Origin of the sequence: Saccharopolyspora gloriosae (genome assembly GCF_014203325.1) — a bacterium.
Taxonomy (GTDB): domain Bacteria; phylum Actinomycetota; class Actinomycetes; order Mycobacteriales; family Pseudonocardiaceae; genus Saccharopolyspora_C; species Saccharopolyspora_C gloriosae.
In genome coordinates this window covers 1,096,171-1,116,570 of the sequence record NZ_JACHIV010000001.1, presented here as the reverse complement: position 1 = coordinate 1,116,570, position 20,400 = coordinate 1,096,171, and the positions used below count along the sequence as shown (strand labels likewise).

The window sequence follows — 20,400 nt, the reverse complement described above, 5'->3', positions numbered from 1 at the left end:
GTCCCCGCGGGGAGCACAATCGGCGCATGACCAATGCCGGTCCGGCGCGAGCCGCCGAGTTCGACGCGCACCGCCCGCGGCTGACCGCGCTCGCCTACCGGCTCACCGGCCGGTTCGCCGACGCCGAGGACGCCGTGCAGGAGGCGTGGCTGCGGCTGGCCCGCGAGTCGGCGGAGATCCGCGATCTCGGGGCCTGGCTGAGCACCGTGGTCGGTCGGATCTGCCTGGACAGGACGCGGTCGGCGGCGCACCGGCGGGAGCGGTACGTGGGGCCGTGGCTGCCGGAACCCGTGGTGACGCCGCTCGACGCTCGGGATCCGCTGGAGGCCGTGGTCGGACGCGACGACCTGCGGATGGCCGCGCTGCGGATGCTGCACGAGCTGCCCGCTGAGCAGCGGTTCGCGTTCGTGCTGCACGACGGTTTCCAGGTGCCGTTCGCCGAGATCGCCGAGCTGCTCGGCTGCCCCGCCGCCACCGCGCGCCAGCACGCGTCCCGAGCTCGCAGGGCGCTGGCCGCGGACGCACCGCCCCGCGCTCCGCTGCCGCGCCAGCAGGAGGTGGTGGAGCGGTTCTTGACCGCCGTTCACGCGGGCGACCTGACCGAGCTGACCCGGCTGCTGCACCCGGAGGCCGCGTTCTTCGGCGACAGCGGCGGCAAGGCGTCCACGGCGCGGCGCCCGATCCGCGGCGGCGGCAAGATCGCCCGGTTCATGCTCGGCCTGGTCACCAAGTACGGCACGGCCGCGCTGGAAGGGGTGCGTCCGGTGCTGGTCAACGGTGACCTCGGGATGTTCGTGCCGGGCGATCCCACCGATGCCACCGGCCGCACCTCGCCGCAGCGCGTGCTCGTGTTCACCGTCGACGACGACCGCATCGCGGAGCTGCACGACCTGGTCAACCCGGACAAGCTGACCCGCCTCGCCCTCTGACCGGACCGCCCCGCCACCCGCACAAGCGACCCCCGCCCGTGGCCACCCGGGAAACCCCTCCCGAAATTTCTCGCGAGATCAATTCCCCTCCGCTCACGAACGAACACTCGCGGAACCCCGGTGAGCTGCGAACCCTCTCTCCCGAACGCACTTTCCTGCGGGGCGCCGAATTCAATTCCTCGCGAAATTGCAAGGGGGCGGGGCTGACGCTCGGCGGGGTGGTGACGGAGCGGAGTCCGGTGGGTCAGGGCATCGGGACTCGGCAGGCTTCTCCCGAGGTGAAGCCCTGGGCGGTGATGCCGAGGGCGTGGTTGAACCGGGTGCGCTGGTTCTCCAGCGCGATCATGTAGGTCAGCTCGACCGCGCCCTGGTGGCCCAGCCTGCGGTCCAGCTCCGCGACCTGCTCGTCGGTCACCGTCATCGGCAGGTCGGTCATCGCGTCGGTGTAGTCGATCACCAGCCGGTCCAGTTCGGTGAACCGCGGCGACGTCCGGTAGTCGTCGATCTCCTTGAGCCGTTCGACGTCGAGTCCTTCGTCGCGCTGCAGCATGGTGCCGAAGTCCACGCACCACGAGCAGCCGATCCGGGTCGCCGTCCGGAACACGGCGAGCTCGCGGACGCTCGCGGGCAGGACGCGGACGGCGCGCTCCACCGCCAGCTCCCCGACACCGGCGGCCAGCAGCAGCTTCGGGTGCTGCGCGGTCACCGCCATCGGCTCCGGCACCGCGCCGAAACGACGCCGGAGGTACCGGTAGAGGAACTTGGTCAGCGGGCCCGCTCGGTGCGCCGGAACGGGGTCGATGCGCGGCATGGTCACTCCCAGGTGCCGTTCCCCGCCGGGTGCGGGGACTCACCACCGGGACGAGACGGCGCCCGGGAACGTGACAACGCGGGTCAGGACGGGTCGACGACGCGAGCCAGGAAGTACACCGCGCCGGACTCCCGGTGCCGCACCAGGAACAGGAACGGCCGGTCGATCCGCACCCGGATCGGGTCGGGTTCGCGCACGATCGCGGTGAGCCGCATCATCGCCGCCGTAGCCGCCGCGCCCTCCAAGCCGGACTCGTCGACCCGCAGCACCGCCTGGTGCACGATCGTGGAGATCTTCAGCGGCGCGTCGGTGAGCGGGCTGAAGTCGGCACCGGGCGTGAACAGCTTGTGCACTCCGAGGTGGCCGAGCGGGGCGTTGAGCTCGGCGTCCGAGTCGACGTCGAAGCGCGGCAGGAACAGCTCCACCCGCTCGTCGCGCACCGAGGCGAGCAGGGTGCCGAGTTCGGCGGCGCCCAGCGCCGGTTCCGCGGTGGCGAGGTCCTCGTCGGGCAGCAGGACCACGGCTTCCACTCCGCCGGCCGCAGGCAAGGTCACCGCCTGCCAGCCACCGGTCGCCGCGTAACCGAAGCGGCGGGTCGCGGTCATCGTCGGCACCGACCGCTCCCCCGCCGGGGCGCGGAACGGCTGGTCCGCCGTCTTGTGGGCGTCGAAGGCCTCGCGCCAGGACACCTTGAGGTAGAGGGCGTTGACCAGGGCCGCCACCGTGTCGGCGTCGACCGTGCCGGGTTCCAGCAGCTCGGGGATCAGGTCGCGCGTCGTCTCCGCGACATCGGAGTTGATCAACCGGCGGGCGTCGTCCGGAGCGCTGCGGAACGGCGCGGTGCGCACGGCGCTGCCCGGCCACTCCTTCAGCGACCGCAGGAACGCGTCGTGCACCGGGAGTTCGTCGTGCGCCCACAGCGTGTTCGCGACCGCCAGCTCCGGCGGCTCGGCCGAGCCGGTGCCGGAGAGCTCCGCCGCCGGGGACAACGAGCCGCGCACCGCGTCAGGGCTGTCGGCGCGCAGCGCGGACAGCAGTTCACCGCTGGTGTCGCCGCCCGCCGCCGCGGCGGCCAGCCCGAGTGCGCCGGCCACCGAGTACGGCGACCAGGTGAACGGGCGGTTCGCCTCCGGGGCGAGCCGGTGGTGCAGGGCCAGGCTGAAATCGAGATGCTCGGTCACGGCCGCGTGGACTCCGTTCAGCGCGTCGGCTGCTCACTCAGGACTGCGACCGAGTCTGCCACCCGGACCGCCCCGGCGGGGCCGCCCGAACGTTCGGAATCCGATCAGCACAGCCCGCGAGCCGTGCGCCGCGACGATCAGCGCAGGGACTCCTCGATGTCGGACAAGCCCATCAGCCGCAGTTCCTGGGCGATGTACTCGGCCGCGCGCCGGGCTTCGGGGTCGCGCCAGCGCAGGTCGGTCACCCAGTCGGCGAGGTTGTCGGTGTTGACGTACGGCTCGCCGTCGGCGACGAGCTTCTGGATGTAGTGCCGGTTCGGCATCGAGGATCTCCTTGCGGCACGGGGACGGGTCGGGGATCGCGCCGCACGCACAGCAGTCGGCCGTTCAGGTCGGGGGTCCCGAACGGCCGACACGCTGGGTGAACACTATGCCGGACGACCCGGGCTCAACACCCCCCGATCAGACGTATTTCACACCGACTTGGCTCCGCTGCGTACATGGCGTGCATGCCAGGACACCGCCTGCGCATCCGTGAGGGACGCGACCTGGTCCAGCACGACCCGCAACCGCCGCGCGTCGTCCGCCGCCGCCGACCAGTCCGGCCGGAACGCGGGGTCCAGCGCCTCCGGCGCCCGCCGCACCAGCACCTCGACCAGTTCCGCCAGCAGCTCCCGCTGCCGCTCCTGCATCCGCAGCCGACGCGGATCGCTGAGCACGAAGTGCACCGCCACCGCCTTGAGCACCGCGACCTCCGCCGCCACCCGGCGCGGCACCACGACGTCCGCCGCGTACCTGGTCAACGGGCCCGGCCCGTGCGCCTCGGCGGTGCCCGACACCGCCGCCGAGGTGAACCGGCCGACGAGTTCGCTGGTCAACCGCTTCAACGCCACCTGCGCGCCGAGCGCGCCGTCGTAGTCGGCCACCGCCGCGACCGCGGGCAGCACCGCCAGCTCGCCCGCCGCGACGTCCAGCTCACCGGCATCGCCGTCGGCCCAGAAGTGCTTCGCCGCCAACCGCACGATCTCCGAGCGCTCCCCCGGCCGGGAGAGCTCCCGCAACGAGATGCGGCCCGAGTGCACCCCGTCCTCCACGTCGTGCACCGAGTACGCCACGTCGTCGGCCCAGTCCATGATCTGCGCCTCCAAGCAGCGGCGATCGCCCACCGCGCCCTGGCGCATCCAGGTGAACACCGCGAGGTCGTCCGGGTAGGCGCCGAACTTCACCTCGCCGGGGCGGCGCGGCCACGGGTACTTCGTCGCCGCGTCCAGGCAGGCGCGGGTCAGGTTCAGGCCGCTGCCGGCACCCGGTTCGTCCGGCAGCTTCGGCTCCAGGCGCGTCAAGATCCGCAGGGTCTGCGCGTTGCCCTCGAAGCCGCCGCAGGAATCGGCGAGCTCGTTGAGCGCCTGCTCACCGTTGTGGCCGAACGGCGGATGCCCGATGTCGTGGGCCAGTCCGGCGGTGTCCACGAGGTCGGCGTCCGCGCCCAGCGTCACGGCGATCCCGCGGCCGATCTGCGCCACCTCTAGCGAATGCGTCAGCCGGGTGCGCGGGACGTCGCCCTCTTCGGGACCCATTACCTGGGTCTTGCCCGCCAGGCGGCGCAGCGCCGCGGAATGCAGCACCCGAGCCCGGTCCCGCGCGAACGGGGTGCGGGCCTCCTGGTGCGCTCCCGGCAGCGCGGCGGCCTTCGGCGGTTCGGCGGACAACCGGGCGAGGTCATGCTCTCCGTACCCGGGCGGCAAGGCGTTCACCGCGCCCAGCCTACGGCCTCGGCACGCCCCGCCAGCTGAAACGCCCGCCAACACGCGTTGAACGCGCACCGGAGGGGAATGCTCAGCCCAAGCCGTCGCCGACGACCTCCGCCGGGGCGTGGGTCAACCGGTAGAACAGCAGCCCACCGGTCTCCCGGATGATGTAGTGCAGCTGGGTCGACCGCGTCTGCACCATCGGCCCCGACCGGGTCGGCGAGGCCCACGCGTCGAGGCCGAAGTCGCCCGCCATCGTCCGCGCCCGCAGCGAGTGCCACGGGTCGCTGACGATCAGCGCGGAGTTCCAGTGGTTCTCCTTCGCCATCGCGCCCACGGCCCGCAAGCTGCCGAGGGTGTCGCTGCCGGTTGGCTCGATGCTGATCTTCGAGTCGGGCACGCCCTTCTTGGCCAGCCACAACTTGCCCGCTTCGGCTTCGGTGTACTCGTCGCCCTCCTGGCTGCCGCCGACGGTCACCACGTGCTCGGCGAGGCCCTGCTCGTAGAGCTCCAGGGCCTGTTCCAGCCGCGCGCGCAGCACCGGGGTCGGCTTGCCGTGGTACTGGGCCGCGCCCAGCACCACGATCATGTCCACCGGGCGGCGGTCGTCGGTGCGCGCCACCTGCCACACGCGGAATCCGGTGCCGCCCACCAGCAGCAGCACCATCAGGACCGCACCGAGCGCGGTGCGGCGCAGCACCCGGCCGCTCCGAGAGCCGCGGTGGGCGGAACCGACTTCAGACATGGGGCACGCGTTCCAAAAGAGTGAGGAGTTCTTGCGGAATGATCTTCGACCTGGTCAGCGGCGAATCCGGTGCACGGCGACCACCGCAGCGGGCCGGCCACCGGCGGGCTCTCGGCGGCTTCCTCGCGAGGACGGCGATTCCGCCGGGTAGCGAGCTGCCCGGGAAATCGATCCCGCGGCGAGGAAGCCACCGAGGTTGCGCTGAGCGACTCACCGCGCGGCCCGTCCGCAAGTGCTCGTCGAATCCGTCAGCAGCCGATGAGCCGGACGGCGAGGTACTCCTCCAACTTGTCCATCGCCACCCGCTCCTGGGACATCGTGTCGCGTTCGCGCACGGTGACCGCGTGGTCGGAGAGCGAATCGAAGTCGACCGTCACGCAGAACGGGGTGCCGATCTCGTCGTGCCTGCGGTAGCGGCGGCCGATGGCGCCCGCGTCGTCGAACTCGATGTTCCAGTTCCGGCGCAGCTGCGCCGCCAGGTCCCGCGCCTTCGGCGACAGCTCGGAGTTGCGCGACAGCGGCAGCACCGCGGCCTTCACCGGTGACAACCGGCGGTCCAGCTTCAGCACGGTGCGCTTGTCGACGCCGCCCTTGGCGTTCGGGGCCTCGTCCTCGTGGTAGGCGTCCACCAGGAACGCCATCATCGGCCGGCCCACGCCCGCGGCGGGTTCGATCACGTACGGGCGGTAGCGGGAGTTGCTGGCCTGGTCGAAGTACGACAGGTCCACGCCCGAGTGGTTGGAGTGCGTGGTGAGGTCGAAGTCCGTGCGGTTGGCGACGCCCTCCAGCTCACCCCACTCGCTGCCCGCGAAGCGGAACCGGTACTCGATGTCGACGGTGCGCTTCGAGTAGTGCGAGAGCTTGTCCTTGGGGTGCTCGTAGAGCCGCAGGTTGTCCCGGTCGATGCCGAGGCTCGTGTACCACTCGGTGCGGGCGTCGATCCAGTACTGGTGCCACTGCTCGTCCTCGCCCGGCTCGACGAAGAACTCCATCTCCATCTGCTCGAACTCACGGGTGCGGAACACGAAGTTGCCGGGCGTGATCTCGTTGCGGAAGGACTTGCCGATCTGGCCGATGCCGAACGGCGGCTTCTTGCGCGCGGTGGTCATGACGTTCGCGAAGTTCACGAAGATGCCCTGCGCGGTCTCGGGGCGCAGGTAGTGCATGCCCTCTTCGCTCTCGACCGGGCCGAGGAACGTCTTGAGCATCATGTTGAATTCGCGCGGCTCGGTGAACTGGCCGCGGTTCCCGCAGTTCGGGCAGGGGATCTGCGACAGGTCGCCCTCGGCGACCTCCTTGCCGGTGCGCTCGGCGAACTCCTCGACCAAGTGGTCACCGCGGAACCGGTGGTGGCAGGAGATGCACTCGACCAGCGGGTCGTGGAAGGCGCCGACGTGGCCGGAGGCGACCCACACGTCGCGCGGCAGGATCACCGAGGAGTCGAGGCCGACGACGTCGTCGCGGCCCTGCACCATCGACTTCCACCACTGGCGCTTGATGTTGTCCTTGAGCTCGACGCCCAGCGGCCCGTAGTCCCACGCCGACTTCGTACCGCCGTAGATCTCCCCGGACGGGAAGACGAAGCCACGGCGCTTGCAAAGGTTGACGATCGTGTCGATCTGATCGGCGGGCACGGTCACTCCGGAATCTCAGGTCGAGGGACTCGACGATCTGCTTCGGGCCGAGGCTCGACCGCGGTGGTCGGGTGCTCGACGGGGGTTGTCTGCGGTCGGGGCCCGACTGCGCTCGTCGGTTCCCGGTGCCGGGTTGTGTCGGGCGGGTGCTCCCGGTGGCCTTCGCCGCCTCGGCGGTCCCCGAGCGGAAGGCCGTCCAGGCTCGGAGTCCGGCGGTTCGACGATCTCCGATGCTGCGCAGGCTATGCCATCGCACGCGTTCCGTCCTGGGGTTTCCCAGCGTACCGATGAGGTCTGCCGCATCGGTGGCCCCACCCATCTCGCAGGCGATCTCCGCCGCGCCGCGGGCGGTGTCCCACCGGCCGGCCGGTGGTGCCCGCCGTGCGGTGCGGGAATGTGCGCTGCCATGATCGGTTCCGCGATGGATCGGGCGGCCCCCGCGAGGTGCTTGCGCGTTTCGCCCGACCCGTAGGATGGACGGTGGAGCGCCACCGCCTCACTCGAAGGCGGCTCCCGACGTCTCCAGGCCCGCCGGAAAGGACACCATGCCCGCCGTCAGCCCCGACCCGCTCGGCGAACCGGCCGGTACCGACCCGGCCGAGGCCGCGTCGCCGGTGGCCGAGGCGGGCAACGGTCACCCGGACCGAGCCGAAGAACACGTGCACTCCCCGGAGCGGGGGGCGCCGCGACTGGTGCCCGTGCACGATCAGCAGACCTTGGTCGAGGCCGGTGAACTGCTGCGCGCGCTGGCCGCGCCGGTGCGCATCGCGATCGTGCTGCAGCTGCGCACGGCCGAGCGGTGCGTGCACGAGCTGGTCGACGCGCTCGGCGTCACCCAGCCGTTGATCAGCCAGCACCTGCGGGTGCTGAAGTCGGCTGGGGTCGTGTACGGGCAGCGGCACGGGCGGGAAGTGATGTACCGGCTCGTCGACGAGCACCTCGCGCACATCGTCGTCGATGCCGCCACGCACGCGGAGGAACTGTCGGGCACGCGCCCGCGCGGACGCGGCGCGCGTTCGGCCCAGGACACTGCAGAGGAAACGGAGACAGCGTGACCACCGGTGAGCGTTCCGCGGCCGGCGTGCCAGGGCTGCGGGCGACCAAGCAACGGGCGGCGGTGTCCCGCCTGCTCAGCGAGGTCGACGACTTCCGATCGGCGCAGGACCTGCACGAGCAGCTGCGCCGCCGCGGCGAGGGCATCGGCCTGACCACCGTCTACCGCACCCTGCAGACGCTGGCCGACGCGGGCGAGATCGACGTGCTGCGCACCGAATCCGGCGAGGCCATCTACCGGCGCTGCTCCACCGAGCACCACCACCACCTGGTGTGCCGGCACTGCGGACGGACCGTGGAGGTGGCCGATCCGCCGGTCGAGCAGTGGGCGGAGCGGATCGCCAGCGAGCACGGCTTCTCCAACGTCGGGCACACGGTGGAGATCATCGGCGTCTGCCCGGAGTGCGCCGCCGCCGAGTGAGCGCCGCCTGACCCGGCCGCCGGTGCGCGCGTTCCCGCGAGCGCCCGCGGCGAGCATGATCGTCGATTAATACTCGTAGGGATCATCAGGTGCCGGGATGCCGTGCACCGCGGTGATGTCGAAGGTCGGCACCTGGCCGTTAGCCGGGGTCGCGGTGCCCGCGCGCAACGTCCCGGTCACCTCGATCCAGGTGTCCGGCGGTGTCGCCGTCAACGCTCCGGCGGCGGGGCCCGCGAGGTCGATCAGCACCGGTGCGGCGTCCGCCGCGCAGCAGCTGATCCGCATCCGGGCCAGCTGGGTGCGCGCCGGATCGTCCTCGGGGTGCACCACGAAACCTCGCAACCGGATCGCTCGCCGGTCCAGCGAACCGCTGCCGTCCCAGACCACGCGGGTGATGAACTCGGAGACCGTCAGCAGCGGAGCGGGTCCCGGTGGCAGCGCGTCGAACAGCGCGTCGTCGCCCGGCCGTTCCGGGGCGGCGGCCTGCTGGCCGCCGCGGCCGATCGAATCGGCGCCGAGCGCGGGCGGGGCGATCAGGAAGATCGCGAACACCGGCAGCAGCAGCATCCACGGACTCCGGGTGCGGTGCTCGTGCCCGTGCTCGTGCTCGGCGTGCCCGGTCGACGGAGGTGGCGCGAACGGGTCCTCCGCGCGCGCCTGCTCCCGCGCCACCCGGATGTCGCGCACGATGGCGACGGCGGCCAGCAGCACCATCACCGATCCCGCGCCCACCAGCCACGGGAACAGCGCAGGTTTGACGTAGCGCAGGTAGGTCCCGGTGAACGCGATCTTGAGCAGGGCGCCGCCGAGCAGCACCAGCAGCAGGTTCTGCGTTTCTCTCCGCATCACGCGCCTCCCAGCAGCAACAGGCCGACCAGCACCGAGCAGGCGATGGCGACGATGAACGTCAGCGGTGCGAACCGGAGCGCGAACGAGCGCCCGAAGGTGCCCGCCTGCAAGGCGATGAGCTTGAGGTCCACGGCGGGCCCGACCACCAGGAACACCAGCTTCGGGATCAGCGGCAGCCCGGCCATGGAGGCCGCCACGAACGCGTCCGCTTCGCTGCACAGCGCGAGCACCACCGCGAGCACCGCCATCACCAGCACCCCGAGCACCAGCTGACCGCCGAGCGAGCTCATCCACTCCGCGGGCACCAGGACGTTGAACACCGCCGAGGTGAGCCCGCCCAGGACGAGGAACCCGCCGGCTTCGACCAGGTCGTGCCGGGCGGTCTCGGTGAACAGCGCCCAGCGGCCCGCGCCCGGCGCGGAGCGCTGCTCGACGCGCCGCAGCGCGCGCTCCGCGATCCAGTCGGCCTTGCCGACGCGCAGCCACAACCAGCCCATGGCGCAGGCGGTCAGCAACGAGCCGAGGAACCGGGCGAGCACCATCAGCGGGTCACCGGGGAACGCCACCGCGGTCGAGACCAGCACGATCGGGTTGACGGCGGGCGCGGCCAGCAGGAACGCCAGCGCCGCAGCGGGCGCCACGCCCTGCTGCATCAAGCGGCGGGCCACCGGTACCGAGGCGCACTCGCACCCCGGCAACGCCACTCCGGCGAGACCGGCGACGGGCACCGCGGCTCCGGGGCGGCCGGGCAGCAACCGCCGCAGCGCGCTCGGGGGCACGAACGCCGCGATGGCACCGCTGATCAGCACGCCGAGGACCAGGAACGGCAGCGCCTGCACGCACACCGCGACGAACACCGTCGACCCGGTGCGCAGGCCCGGCGCGTCCAGCAGGGCGCTGATCGGCGCTTGGAACAGCAGCGCCGCCAGTAGCAGCGCGCACAGCACTTCCATCGAGGTGACCCGGCGGCGCCGCACCGGATCACGGCCGGAGCGGCGCAAGGTCGTGGTCACGGGCCTCATCGTGCCAGCAGCAACTGACAATCGTTCGCAGCTACCCCGGTCTCCGAACCGCCGCGCACCATCCGTCCGAGGACCGGTCGCCCGTTCCGCCCAGCGGCTCGGCACGTCCCGTGATCACGTCGGCGACGCGTTCACCCGGAGTTCCCGCACCCCGCCCGTATCCGGCGATCTCGAACCCCGCTGATCCGACACGCCGACGCGTGTCCGCCAGGACGGGAGACCGTCGAAGAAACCTGCCCTGAGAAGGCAAAAAGCCTCCCCCGGAATCCGGAGAAGGCCCGTCGCCCCTGTCGATCAGTCGACCGGAGTGTCCTCTTCCACTTCGGCCAGCAGTTCCCCGCGCAGCTGCGATGCGGTGGACACCACCAGCATCAGCAACGTGCCCAGCGGCTGCGGCTCCATGCCCTCGGCCGGGAACGCGTAGCGCAAGGTCACGTCCATGCCGCGTTCGGTGCGCACCACGCCGAGCGTGCCGAACAGGCCCTGCCCGGCCCGCTCCGCGGTGGACTGCGCGAGCTTGTCGTCCAACGGCAGGTCCCACGCCACGACGCAGGTCAAGCTGAGCACGGTGAGCCCTTCGGCGAGCTGCATCGCCTGCACCGCGCACGGCACGTCACCGTGCCGCAAGGTCAACGCGCCATCGTCGTCGACGTTCACCTCGTGATAGGTCTCCAGCGCCTCTTTCGCCGCGGTCAAAAGCTCCGCGGTCGTTGCGGCCTCCTGGGTCATCAGATGCCCTCCTGGGCGGTTTCGGTGGTGCTCTCGTCCTGCGCGGCACGATCGACGGCGCCGCCGAAGCGCCGATCCCGGCGTGCGTACTGCTCGCACGCGCGCCACAGGTGACGACGATCCACGTCGGGGAACAGGGTGTCTTGGAACACCAACTCGGCGTATGCGGACTGCCAGAGCAGGAAGTTGGAGGTGCGTTGCTCCCCGGACGGCCGGATGAACAGGTCGACGTCGGGCATCTCCGATTGGTAGAGATGCCGGGCCACGGTCCGCTCGTCCACCTTCTCTGGATTGATCTTGCCTGCGGCGGCGAGCCGGGCGATTTCCCGCGCGGCGTCTCCCACCTCGGCCCGGCCACCATAGTTCACGCACATGGTCAGGTTCATGACTTCGTTGCGACTGGTGCGCTCCTCGGCCGCCTGCAACGTGTTCACCACGCTGCGCCACAGCCGCGGTTTGCGGCCCGCCCAGCGCACGCGCACGCCGAGCTCGTCGAGCTCGTCGACGCGCCGCGCGATGACGTCCCGGTTGAAGCCCATGAGGAATTTCACCTCGTCCGGGCTGCGCTTCCAGTTCTCGGTGGAGAAGGCGTACAGCGACAGCCACTTCACGCCGATCTCGATGGCGCCCCTGGCGAGTTCGAGCACCACCTGCTCACCGCGCTTGTGGCCTTCGACCCTGGGCAGGCCGCGCTCGTTGGCCCAGCGCCCGTTGCCGTCCATCACGATGGCCACGTGCTTCGGGACCAGTTCGGCCGGCAGATCCGGCGGCGTGGCTCCCTCGGCGTGCGGCGCGGGCGCCTTCACGCTCGGGTCGTCGCTCCCGCGTCCACGGCGTCGCAGCATGGTGTGCCTTCTCCTTCGTTCGCGGCCGGTCGTCCATTCTCCCGGACCCGCATGTCACCCGTTCAGTGGTGTCCCGTAGCGGACTTCGAGCCGGGTGTCCGACGGCAGCCGGACCATCCCGGTTCGCTGGTAGAGCGCCTGTGCCCTGGTGTTCCCCGGATTCACGCCGAGCTGCACGCCCGGTGAGCCCGCGTTGGCGAGCTGCTGGAACACCGCGTGCAGCAACCGCTTTCCCATCCCCTGCCCGCGGGCGCTCGCGACCAGGTTGATGTGCAGGTGCGAGGGGTAGCGGTCGAGGTTCGCGGGCAGCATGAGCCGCGGGCGGTGCAGGAACGCCCGCAGCTGGCTGTCGCCGTTGCGGCCGTCGACGACGCGCGCCGACGGGTGGCTGGCGGCGAAGCGCGGCGCCCATTCCAGCTGCCAGCGGGCGTAGAACTCCTCGGTGTGCAGCGCCGCGACGACGTACCCGAGCACCGCGCCGCGGCCTTCGACGACGAAGGCCAGTTCGGGGTGCAGCAACAGGTACGGGTCGGCGAAGACGTAGGCGACCAGGTCCGGGTCGCGCAGGATGTGGTGCACGGGTTCACCGCCGTCGCCGGTGGCCACGCAGATCCGGTGCACCGCCTCGGCGTCGCGCGGACGCCAGCTGCGCACGATCAACCGGTGGCTCCGTCCGCCGACTCCGCGGTCGCGGTGTCGACGACCGCCGCGCGCTCCCGGATGATCTCGGGCACGGCCGGGCGGTGCTCCTGGCGTTCCACCAGCGGCAACGAGCGCAGCTGCCGCTCCATGTGCCACTGCAGGTGCGCGGCGACGAGTCCGCTGCCCTCGCGGCGCACCGCCTCGGTGCTCTGCTCGGCGCCGTCCCAGTCGCCGTGCAGCAGCGCTTCCAGCAGCGGCAGCGTCTGCACCGCGGGGCGGGCGGAGCCGGTGGGCCTGCAGTCGACGCACATCGTGCCGCCGCCCTGCACGTTGAACGCGGCGTGCGGCCCGGCGCTGCCGCAGCGGGCGCACTCGCTGAGCGCGGGCGCCCAGCCCGCGTAGTACATCGCCCGCAGCAGGAACGCGTCGAGCACCAGCGACGGATCCCGCTCCCGGCCGGACAGCGCCCGCAGCGCGCCGGTGACCAGCAGGTACAGCCGGAGCACGGGTTCGCCTTCTTCGGCGGCGAGGCGGTCGACGGTCTCCAGCACGGCGCAGCCCGCGGTGTAGCGCTGGTAGTCGTCGACGATGTGCACGCCGAACGCGTCCAGTGTCTGCACCTGGGTGATCACGTCGAGGGTGCGCCCGGTGTGCAGCTGCACGTCGACGTGGCAGAACGGTTCGACGCGGGCACCGAAGCGCGAGGTGGTGCGGCGCACGCCCTTGGCGACGGCGCGCACCTTCCCGTAGCGGCGGGTGAGCAGGGTGATGATCCGATCGGCCTCACCCAGCTTGTGCACCCGAAGCACGACGCCGGTATCCCGGTAGAGGCTCACCCCGCCATCGTCCCACTACCGGGCTACCCGACTGCTCCGGGTGAGTCGCTTCCTGCGAACGCAGGGTGTTCACCGACGTCCGACCGCGGCCGGGCTCGGTGCGTCAGACGTACAGCGACGTGAACGGCGCGAACGGGAGGTTGCGCACGACGGACCAGATCCCGAGCAGGACGAGGGCCGCCAACGGCGACCACCGCCAGTTCTCCCAGGTCCTGACTTCGCGGCCCCGCCACCTGCCGAGGGCCCAGCCGGTCCAGGACCACGCGAAGAACGGGATGAACAGCAGCGCGAGCGCGTTGTACTGCAACGCGGGCAGCAGGTCGGCGTGCAGCAGGCTGTAGATCATGCGGGCGCAGCCGCAGCCGGGGCAGTCGAGTCCGAACAGCCACTTGACCGGGCACGGCGGCAGCGGGAACCCCGCGTCCGAGGTCGGATCGGCGAACCACACGGCTGCGAGGCCCGCGCCACCGATGAGCACGGTGGCGGCGGGCAGCACCATCGCCCGCCCCCGCGCGCTGATCATGATCCGGCGAGTCCCACGCCCAGGACGGCGAACAGGAAGATGAAGTACCCGATGAAGGACAGGACGTAGAGGCCGAGGAATCCGGCCGCGACGAACACGCCGATCTTGCCCCACTTCTTCGCCTCGTCCGCGCTCTGCTGCGCGAGGTCGGGGCGGCCCTGCATCCACTGGGTGTTCACGTTCAGCGCTTTGATCAGCGCGGGGATGCCGAACGGCCAGCAGGCGATGATCGCGCCGATCGCCCAGCCGAGGTTGTTGTTGATCGGCACGCCGGGTGCCAGCCCGGCCTGCGCTTGCAGCGAAGCGGGATTCGGCTGGCCGTAGACCGCCGGCTGGTACGGCACCGGTTGGAACTGGGCCGCCTGCGCCGGATCGGATTGCGACGGGTAGGAACCGTAAGGATCGGCCCCGGGCTGCCCGGTCTGCCCGGGATCACCGATCGGGCCCGAGGCTCCGGGGTCGGGGTTGGTCACAGCGGTCCTTTCACGGGGTGGAGCAGGAACAACGGCCTGCCGTCCGAGGACGGCAGGCCGTACGACCTCAGTAGCTGGACGAGCTGGCCCCGGCACCGATGATCACGACGAAAATGATGATGTAGAACAGGATCAGCGCGGCCCACAGGCTGGCACCGGCGATGATGCCGATCTTGCCCCACTTCTTCGCCTCGTCGGCGGCTTCCTGCGCCTGCTGGGCCTGCCCCGACTGCCACAGCTGCTGGACCGAGGTGGCCTTGATCAGCGACGGGATCGCGAACGGCCAGCACAGGAAGATGGAGCCGATGCCCCAGCCGATGTTGTTGTTCGGCGGGCCGCCCGCGCCATAACCGGGCTGCCCGTAGGGCTGCTGCTGACCGTACGGCGCCTGCCCGTAGGGCTGAGCCGGCTGCGGACCGGACTGCGGGTACTGCCCGCCCGGCTGTCCGTAGGGCTGCTGACCATAGGGCTGCTGGCCGTGGGGCTGCTGCGGGTTCGGCCCCGAGGGCGGGCCGCCGTACGGATTCGTCACGGTGGTTCCTTAGATCGATTCCCAGAAAGTCATGTCGGTCGCGCGGCTGGCGCGTCGACCTGAGCAGGAAAGTAATCGAGTGGAACGTTCGCCGAGGGCGTTTCCGGAAAATCCGCGGCGAACTTGTGATCAGAACCCCAGCTTGCGCAGTTGTCGCGGGTCGCGCTGCCAGTCCTTGGCCACCTTGACGTGCAGGTCCAGGTAGATCTTGCTGCCCAGCAGCCGCTGGATGTGCTGGCGCGCCTGCGAACCGACCTCGCGCAACCGCTCGCCCTTGCGGCCGATCACGATCGACTTCTGGCTCTGCCGTTCCACGTAGACGATCGCGTGCACGTCGACCAGGTCGTCGCGGCCTTCGCGCTGGTTCATCTCCTCGATGCTCACCGCGAGCGAGTGCGGGAGTTCGTCGCGGACGCCTTCCAGGGCGGCTTCGCGGATCATCTCCGCGATCAGCGTCTCCTCCGGCTCATCGGTGAGCTCGCCGTCCGGGTACAGCTGCGGGCCCTCCGGCAGGTGCCCCACGAGCAGGTCGCCCAGGGTGTCCATCTGGTAGGAGTCGACCGCGGAAACCGGTACCAGGTCAGCGAATTCCATCAGCTGCTGCAGCGCGAGCAGCTGCTCGGCGACCTGCTGCTTGGTGGCCAGGTCGGTCTTGGTGATCACGCCGAGCACCGGGGTGCGGCGGGCGACCTTGGCGAGCTGCTCGGCGATGAACTTGTCGCCGGGGCCGACCTTCTGGTCCGCGGGCACGCAGAAACCGACGACGTCCACTTCGGACCAGGTCTCGTAGACCAGGTCGTTGAGCCGCTGCCCGAGCAGCGTGCGCGGCCGGTGCAGTCCCGGCGTGTCCACGATGATCAGCTGCGCGTCGGGCCGGTGCACGATGCCCCGGATCGCGTGCCGGGTGGTCTGCGGCTTGCTGGAGGTGATCGCCACCTTCGAGCCGACGAGGCTGTTGGTCAGCGTGGATTTGCCCGCGTTGGGGCGGCCGACGAAGCAGGCGAACCCGGAACGGTGCTCATCGGCGGAACCTGCGTCTGAAGTGCTGCTCACCCGCCCATTGTCACCGCCGGGCACGCCCGCGGACGAACCGGCCCTGCTCAGCGCAGCACTCCGGCGACCGCACCGCTCGCGTCGGCGCGCAGCACCGGAGCGGACGGGGCGAGATCGCGCACGGCGGCGGCGGAGTCGGCGGAGACCTCCGGCGCGTCGGTGACCACCGCGGCGGCCTCCAGCCCTTCGGCACCGCTGGCGACCGCGGTGGCCACCGCCACCTGCAGCGCGGTCAGCCGCAGCGAGGCCAGTTCCACCGTGCAGCCCGCGTAGGTCCGGCCGTCGGTGTCGCGCACGGCGGCTCCTTCGGCGGCGCCGATGCGCGCGCGGGCCGACCGGGCCAGCGTCACGATCTTGGCGTCCTCCGGGTCCAGTTCCTGCGGGGCCGCGGATTCCTGCACTTGCTCAGCCACGGGTGCTGCTTCCTTCCTGGTCGGCACCGCGGTGCGATGCGGATTCGCCGTTCGCGCGGCGCACGAGCAGCGCGTTGATGCGGATCCGGCCGCGGTGGTCCTTGCCGCCTTCGGCGCGCAGCCGCAGGCCTTCGATCTCGGCTTCGGCACCGGGCAGCGGGACCCGGCCGAGGCGCTGGGCGAGCAGCCCGCCGACGGTCTCCACCTCGGAGCCGTCCAGCTCCACGTCGTAGAGCGCGCCCAGGTCCTCCACCGGAAGCCGGGACGACACCCGGACCGTGCCGTCGTCGAGGTGCTCGATCGGCCGGTGCTCTTCGAGGTCGGACTCGTCGGTGATCTCGCCGACGATCTCCTCGATGACGTCTTCGATGGTGAGCAGACCGGCGGTGCCGCCGTACTCGTCGACGGCGATGGCCAGGTGGCTGCGGGACAGCTGCATCTCCTTGAGCAGCTCGTCGAGCCGCTTCGTATCGGGCACGAAGCTCGCCGGACGCATCAGCTCGCCGAGGTCCGGCCCCGCCTGGTTCAGGTCGCCCTGCTCGGCGAGGGCCTGGGTCAGTTCGCGCAGCGTCACCACGCCGACGATGTCGTCGACGCTCTCCCCGATCACCGGCACGCGGGAGAAACCGGACCGCAGGCACAGCGCCAGGGCCTGGCGGGCGGACTTGGTCTGCTCGATCCAGATGATCTCGGTCCGGGGCACCATGACCTCGCGGGCGATGGTGTCGCCGAACTCGAACACCGAGTGGATCATCTCGCGCTCACCGGCGGCGACCACGCCGCGCTCACCGGCCAGGTCGACGAGTTCCCGCAGCTCCACCTCCGACGAGAACGGCCCCTCCCGGAACCCGCGGCCGGGGGTGAGCCCGTTGCCGATGAGGATCAGCAGCCGGGTGAGCGGGTTGAGCACCCTCGCCAGCACCCGCACCGGTGCCGCGACCAGCAGGCCCACCCCGTACGGGTGCTGCCTGCCGATGGTCCGCGGCCCCACTCCGACCAGCACGTACGACACGACGAGCATGATCAGGATCGCGAACAGCGCCGCCAGCGCGTCCGACTCGACCCCGCGCTGCACGACCACGGCGACCAGCACCGTGGCCCCCAGCTCGCACGCCAGGCGCAGCAGGATGAGCAGGTTGACGTGCCGCGGCCGGTCGTCGAGCACGAGCGCCAGCTGCCTGGCGCCGCCGCGGTTCTCCCGCACCAGCTCCTCGACCCGCGCCCTCGAAGCGGTGCCCACGGCCGAATCGGCCGCCGCGAACACCCCGGCCCCCAGGACCAACAGCACAGCCCACACGACCAGTGCGGCCGAACTCATGAACACGATCTCCGCCTTTTCACCCCGCGAAGCCCGCCCCCGGCCGGCCCGCCCGTCGTCGTCCTGTTCCGCTCACCGGCGGCACCACTCGTGCGGCCACCACCGTCAGTCGCGCGGGACGTCGGGCTCGGCGCCCTGGTCCAGTCCCACGGCCCCCAGCACCCGGTTGTCCGCGTCTCGCTGCGCGGCGGCGCGCTCCGCCTCGTCCCGAGCCGTCCGGTAGTCGGCGAGGATCCGGTTCTGCAGCCCGAACATCTCGCGCTCCTCCTCCGGCTCGGCGTGGTCGTAGCCGAGCAGGTGCAGCACGCCGTGCACGGTGAGCAGGTGCAGCTCGTCGATCAGCTCGTGACCGGCCTTGCGCGCCTGGTCCTTCGCGAACGCCGGGCACAGCACGATGTCGCCGAGCAGCGCCGGGCCGGACCCGGCGGCGTCCGGGCGGCGCGACGAGTCGTACTCGTCCATCGGGAAGGCCATCACGTCGGTCGGACCGGGCAGGTCCATCCAGCGCTCGTGCAGGTCGGACATCACGTTCAGCTCGACCAGGACGATGGACAGCTCGGCGAGCTGGCTCACGCTCATCCGGTCCAGCGCGTAGCGGGCCACGGCGACGATGGTGCCCTCGTCGACCTCGACCCCGGATTCGTTGGCGATCTCAATGCTCATGCGTGTTCCCGGAACTGACCGCCGCGACCGGAGCGGCGCGTGAACTGCTCGGAGTCCGCGTCCTGCTCGGCCTGCCAGCGGTCGTAGGCGTTGACAATGTCGGTGACCAGCCGGTGACGTACCACGTCCCCGCTGTCGAGCACGGCGAAGTGCACGTCGTCGACCCCGTCGAGGATCTCGCGCACGACCTTCAGGCCGCTGCGCTGCCCGCCGGGCAGGTCGACCTGGGTGACGTCGCCGGTGACCACGACGCGGGACCCGAACCCGAGCCGGGTCAGGAACATCTTCATCTGCTCCGGCGTGGTGTTCTGCGCCTCGTCGAGGATGATGAACGCGTCGTTGAGGGTGCGTCCGCGCATGTAGGCCAGCGGCGCCACCTCGATCGTGCCCGCCTGCGTGAGGCGCGGCACCGACTCGGGGTCGATCATGTCGTGCAGCGCGTCGTACAGCGGCCGCAGGTACGGGTCGATCTTCTCGTAGAGCGTGCCCGGCAGGTACCCGAGCCGCTCCCCCGCTTCGACGGCGGGCCGGGTGAGGATGATCCGGTTGACCTGCTTGGACTGCAAGGCCTGCACGGCTTTCGCCATCGCCAGGTAGGTCTTGCCGGTCCCCGCCGGACCGATGCCGAACACCACGGTGTTCTGGTCGATCGCGTCGACGTAGTGCTTCTGGTTCAGCGTCTTCGGGCGGATGATGCGACCGCGCCGGGACAGGATGTCCAGGCTGAGCACGTCGGCGGGCGATTCGCCGTCGTCGGCGGAGAGCATGTCCACCACGCGCCGCACCGCGTCCGGTCCGGGCTGGCCGCCCTTGTCCACCATCGCGATGAGCTCGGCGAACACCCGTTCCCCGAAGGCGACGTCGCCGGGGTCACCGGTCAACGTGACCTCGTTGCCGCGCACGTGCACGTCGGCGACGAGGAGGTCTTCGACCTCGCGGAGGTTCGCGTCGCGGGTGCCCACGAGCGCGAGCACGGCGCTGTCCGGAACGGTGACCTTCGATTGGACGGGCCGGTCCTGCGGCCGGTTCTGCTGCGCGGACAGGCGCTGGGCGGAGAGGTCCTGCTCCGGCGCCGTGCCGTTGCGCGCGGTCCCGTCCGGCGCTGCGCTGCCCTGCTGGTTCTCAACGTCCCTGGACTGCTGTTGTCCGGACTGGGCGGATCCACCCGCTGCGATTCCGGCCACGTGTGTTCGGGCCTGCTTTCTGCGCTCGGCGCGCGAAGTCGGTCGTTTCTTCCTGCTCTCGATGGTAGAGCAACCGGCAACGCGGACGCGTCGCCGTTCCCGCCCTCCTCGACCGGTCAGCCCTTCAGCGGGCCGCCGGTGAGCCCGCCGAGCGGTTCGCCGCCGAGCAGGTGCAGGTGCACGTGGAAGATGGTCTGGCCGGCGTCGGCGTTGGTGTTGAACAGCAGCCGGTACCCGGACTCGGCGATGCCTTCGCGCTCGGCGATGTCGCCGGCGACGCTGACGAGCTCGGCGAGCAGGCCGGGGTCGGCGGCGGCGAGCTCGGCCGCGTTGCGGTAGCGCGTCTTCGGCACGACCAGCACGTGGGTCGGCGCCTGCGGGTTGATGTCGCGGATCGCGAGCACCCGCTCGCCGTCGTGCACGACGTCCGCGGGGATCTCCCCGGCGATGATGCGCAGGAACAGGGAATCCAGGTCGCTGTCGGTCATGCCGGGAAGGCTATCCGCGCACCCCGCGTCCCGGACTTCCGCCCGCCGGACGGGTCTTCGCGCGACGCGCGTGATCGGCGCCGTGCCTGGAGGAATTCCCCCGAGCCGGGTGCCGCGCCGTAGTGGGGCTGGGGGTGGCCCGGCTACGGCGCGGCCTCGCCGGACCGAGGGGGGAGTGTCCGGCGAGCGCCCGGTTGGGCTCGCTGTGCGAGCTACCTGAGGCGGTGAATCCCGTGATCCTCAGGCATCCGAGCCACCGTAACCCCGCGTCATCCCCGCGCGCTAGAAAACGCACGAACGCGTGGCCA

General features: G+C 71.2%; 24 protein-coding genes. 3 read left to right on the top strand and 21 right to left on the bottom strand.

Features of this window, described 5'->3' with window-relative positions:
• Nucleotides 1–26 precede the first annotated feature (26 nt).
• Nucleotides 27–929, top strand: a complete 903-nt coding sequence (sigJ, locus tag BJ969_RS05245) for an RNA polymerase sigma factor SigJ (RefSeq protein WP_184477731.1) — start codon at nt 27–29, stop codon at nt 927–929.
• 244 nt (nt 930–1,173) lie between these two features.
• On the opposite strand, the gene BJ969_RS05240 is transcribed toward sigJ, so the two are convergent.
• The 6 genes from BJ969_RS05240 to BJ969_RS05215 all read right to left on the bottom strand — a co-directional run bounded on the left by BJ969_RS05240 (nt 1,174) and on the right by BJ969_RS05215 (nt 7,048).
• Nucleotides 1,174–1,740: a carboxymuconolactone decarboxylase family protein gene (locus tag BJ969_RS05240; protein ID WP_184477730.1), complete on the bottom strand. Its 567-nt coding sequence runs from the start codon at nt 1,738–1,740 to the stop codon at nt 1,174–1,176.
• A gap of 83 nt (nt 1,741–1,823) precedes the next feature.
• The gene (locus BJ969_RS05235; protein WP_184477729.1) at nt 1,824–2,921 is read right to left on the bottom strand and encodes a serpin family protein; all 1,098 of its coding nucleotides are present in this window, start codon (nt 2,919–2,921) and stop codon (nt 1,824–1,826) included.
• Nucleotides 2,922–3,058: 137 nt separating this feature from the next.
• Nucleotides 3,059–3,244, bottom strand: coding sequence for a hypothetical protein (locus tag BJ969_RS05230; protein ID WP_184477728.1), 186 nt, complete (start codon nt 3,242–3,244; stop codon nt 3,059–3,061).
• A 150-nt stretch (nt 3,245–3,394) separates the two neighbouring features.
• Nucleotides 3,395–4,666, bottom strand: coding sequence for a deoxyguanosinetriphosphate triphosphohydrolase (locus tag BJ969_RS05225; protein WP_184484834.1), 1,272 nt, complete (start codon nt 4,664–4,666; stop codon nt 3,395–3,397).
• A gap of 91 nt (nt 4,667–4,757) precedes the next feature.
• Nucleotides 4,758–5,414: a YdcF family protein gene (locus tag BJ969_RS05220; RefSeq protein ID WP_184477727.1), complete on the bottom strand. Its 657-nt coding sequence runs from the start codon at nt 5,412–5,414 to the stop codon at nt 4,758–4,760.
• A 248-nt stretch (nt 5,415–5,662) separates the two neighbouring features.
• Nucleotides 5,663–7,048 (bottom strand): glycine--tRNA ligase, encoded by a 1,386-nt coding sequence (locus tag BJ969_RS05215; RefSeq protein ID WP_184477726.1) that lies wholly within the window; start codon nt 7,046–7,048, stop codon nt 5,663–5,665.
• Between the two features lie 545 nt (nt 7,049–7,593).
• Here BJ969_RS05215 and BJ969_RS05210 point away from each other — a divergent pair.
• Both BJ969_RS05210 and BJ969_RS05205 read left to right on the top strand, forming a co-directional pair.
• Nucleotides 7,594–8,103, top strand: coding sequence for an ArsR/SmtB family transcription factor (locus BJ969_RS05210; RefSeq protein WP_246456685.1), 510 nt, complete (start codon nt 7,594–7,596; stop codon nt 8,101–8,103).
• Entirely contained in the window at nt 8,100–8,522 is a 423-nt protein-coding gene (locus BJ969_RS05205; RefSeq protein ID WP_184477725.1) for a Fur family transcriptional regulator, read from the top strand. The genes BJ969_RS05210 and BJ969_RS05205 overlap by 4 nt, the downstream gene beginning before the upstream one ends.
• 66 nt (nt 8,523–8,588) lie before the next feature.
• Here the strand turns inward: BJ969_RS05205 and BJ969_RS05200 are convergent, their stop codons facing one another.
• From BJ969_RS05200 to BJ969_RS05130, 15 genes are all read right to left on the bottom strand, one after another.
• Complete coding sequence (locus BJ969_RS05200) at nt 8,589–9,368, bottom strand: TIGR03943 family putative permease subunit (protein WP_184477724.1); 780 nt, start codon at nt 9,366–9,368, stop codon at nt 8,589–8,591.
• Complete coding sequence (locus BJ969_RS05195) at nt 9,368–10,393, bottom strand: permease (protein ID WP_184477723.1); 1,026 nt, start codon at nt 10,391–10,393, stop codon at nt 9,368–9,370. Before BJ969_RS05195 ends, BJ969_RS05200 begins: the two co-directional genes overlap by 1 nt.
• Before the next feature lie 294 nt (nt 10,394–10,687).
• On the bottom strand, nt 10,688–11,122 hold the full coding sequence (locus tag BJ969_RS05190) for a hypothetical protein (RefSeq protein ID WP_184477722.1): 435 nt from the start codon (nt 11,120–11,122) through the stop codon (nt 10,688–10,690).
• Entirely contained in the window at nt 11,122–11,967 is an 846-nt protein-coding gene (locus BJ969_RS05185) for an isoprenyl transferase (protein WP_184477721.1), read from the bottom strand. Before BJ969_RS05185 ends, BJ969_RS05190 begins: the two co-directional genes overlap by 1 nt.
• 54 nt (nt 11,968–12,021) lie before the next feature.
• Entirely contained in the window at nt 12,022–12,621 is a 600-nt protein-coding gene (locus BJ969_RS05180; RefSeq protein ID WP_343071687.1) for a GNAT family N-acetyltransferase, read from the bottom strand.
• 2 nt (nt 12,622–12,623) lie between these two features.
• On the bottom strand, nt 12,624–13,445 hold the full coding sequence (recO, locus tag BJ969_RS05175; protein WP_184477720.1) for a DNA repair protein RecO: 822 nt from the start codon (nt 13,443–13,445) through the stop codon (nt 12,624–12,626).
• A 103-nt stretch (nt 13,446–13,548) separates the two neighbouring features.
• Nucleotides 13,549–13,968: a DUF2752 domain-containing protein gene (locus BJ969_RS05170; protein ID WP_184477719.1), complete on the bottom strand. Its 420-nt coding sequence runs from the start codon at nt 13,966–13,968 to the stop codon at nt 13,549–13,551.
• Entirely contained in the window at nt 13,965–14,441 is a 477-nt protein-coding gene (locus BJ969_RS30755) for a CD225/dispanin family protein (RefSeq protein ID WP_343071237.1), read from the bottom strand. Before BJ969_RS30755 ends, BJ969_RS05170 begins: the two co-directional genes overlap by 4 nt.
• A gap of 67 nt (nt 14,442–14,508) precedes the next feature.
• The gene (locus BJ969_RS30475; RefSeq protein ID WP_184477718.1) at nt 14,509–14,973 is read right to left on the bottom strand and encodes a CD225/dispanin family protein; all 465 of its coding nucleotides are present in this window, start codon (nt 14,971–14,973) and stop codon (nt 14,509–14,511) included.
• A gap of 129 nt (nt 14,974–15,102) precedes the next feature.
• Nucleotides 15,103–16,026 carry a GTPase Era gene (era, locus tag BJ969_RS05155; RefSeq protein WP_184477717.1) on the bottom strand — a complete coding sequence of 308 codons (924 nt, stop codon included), beginning with the start codon at nt 16,024–16,026 and terminating at the stop codon, nt 15,103–15,105.
• A gap of 47 nt (nt 16,027–16,073) precedes the next feature.
• Entirely contained in the window at nt 16,074–16,439 is a 366-nt protein-coding gene (locus BJ969_RS05150) for a cytidine deaminase (protein WP_184477716.1), read from the bottom strand.
• Nucleotides 16,432–17,757, bottom strand: coding sequence for a hemolysin family protein (locus tag BJ969_RS05145; RefSeq protein WP_184477715.1), 1,326 nt, complete (start codon nt 17,755–17,757; stop codon nt 16,432–16,434). The genes BJ969_RS05150 and BJ969_RS05145 overlap by 8 nt, the downstream gene beginning before the upstream one ends.
• Nucleotides 17,758–17,862: 105 nt before the next feature.
• On the bottom strand, nt 17,863–18,420 hold the full coding sequence (gene ybeY / locus BJ969_RS05140) for an rRNA maturation RNase YbeY (protein WP_184477714.1): 558 nt from the start codon (nt 18,418–18,420) through the stop codon (nt 17,863–17,865).
• Nucleotides 18,417–19,463 (bottom strand): PhoH family protein, encoded by a 1,047-nt coding sequence (locus BJ969_RS05135; RefSeq protein ID WP_184484826.1) that lies wholly within the window; start codon nt 19,461–19,463, stop codon nt 18,417–18,419. Before BJ969_RS05135 ends, ybeY begins: the two co-directional genes overlap by 4 nt.
• A 257-nt stretch (nt 19,464–19,720) precedes the next feature.
• Nucleotides 19,721–20,092 carry a histidine triad nucleotide-binding protein gene (locus tag BJ969_RS05130; protein ID WP_184477713.1) on the bottom strand — a complete coding sequence of 124 codons (372 nt, stop codon included), beginning with the start codon at nt 20,090–20,092 and terminating at the stop codon, nt 19,721–19,723.
• Between the last annotated feature and the right edge of the window lie 308 nt (nt 20,093–20,400).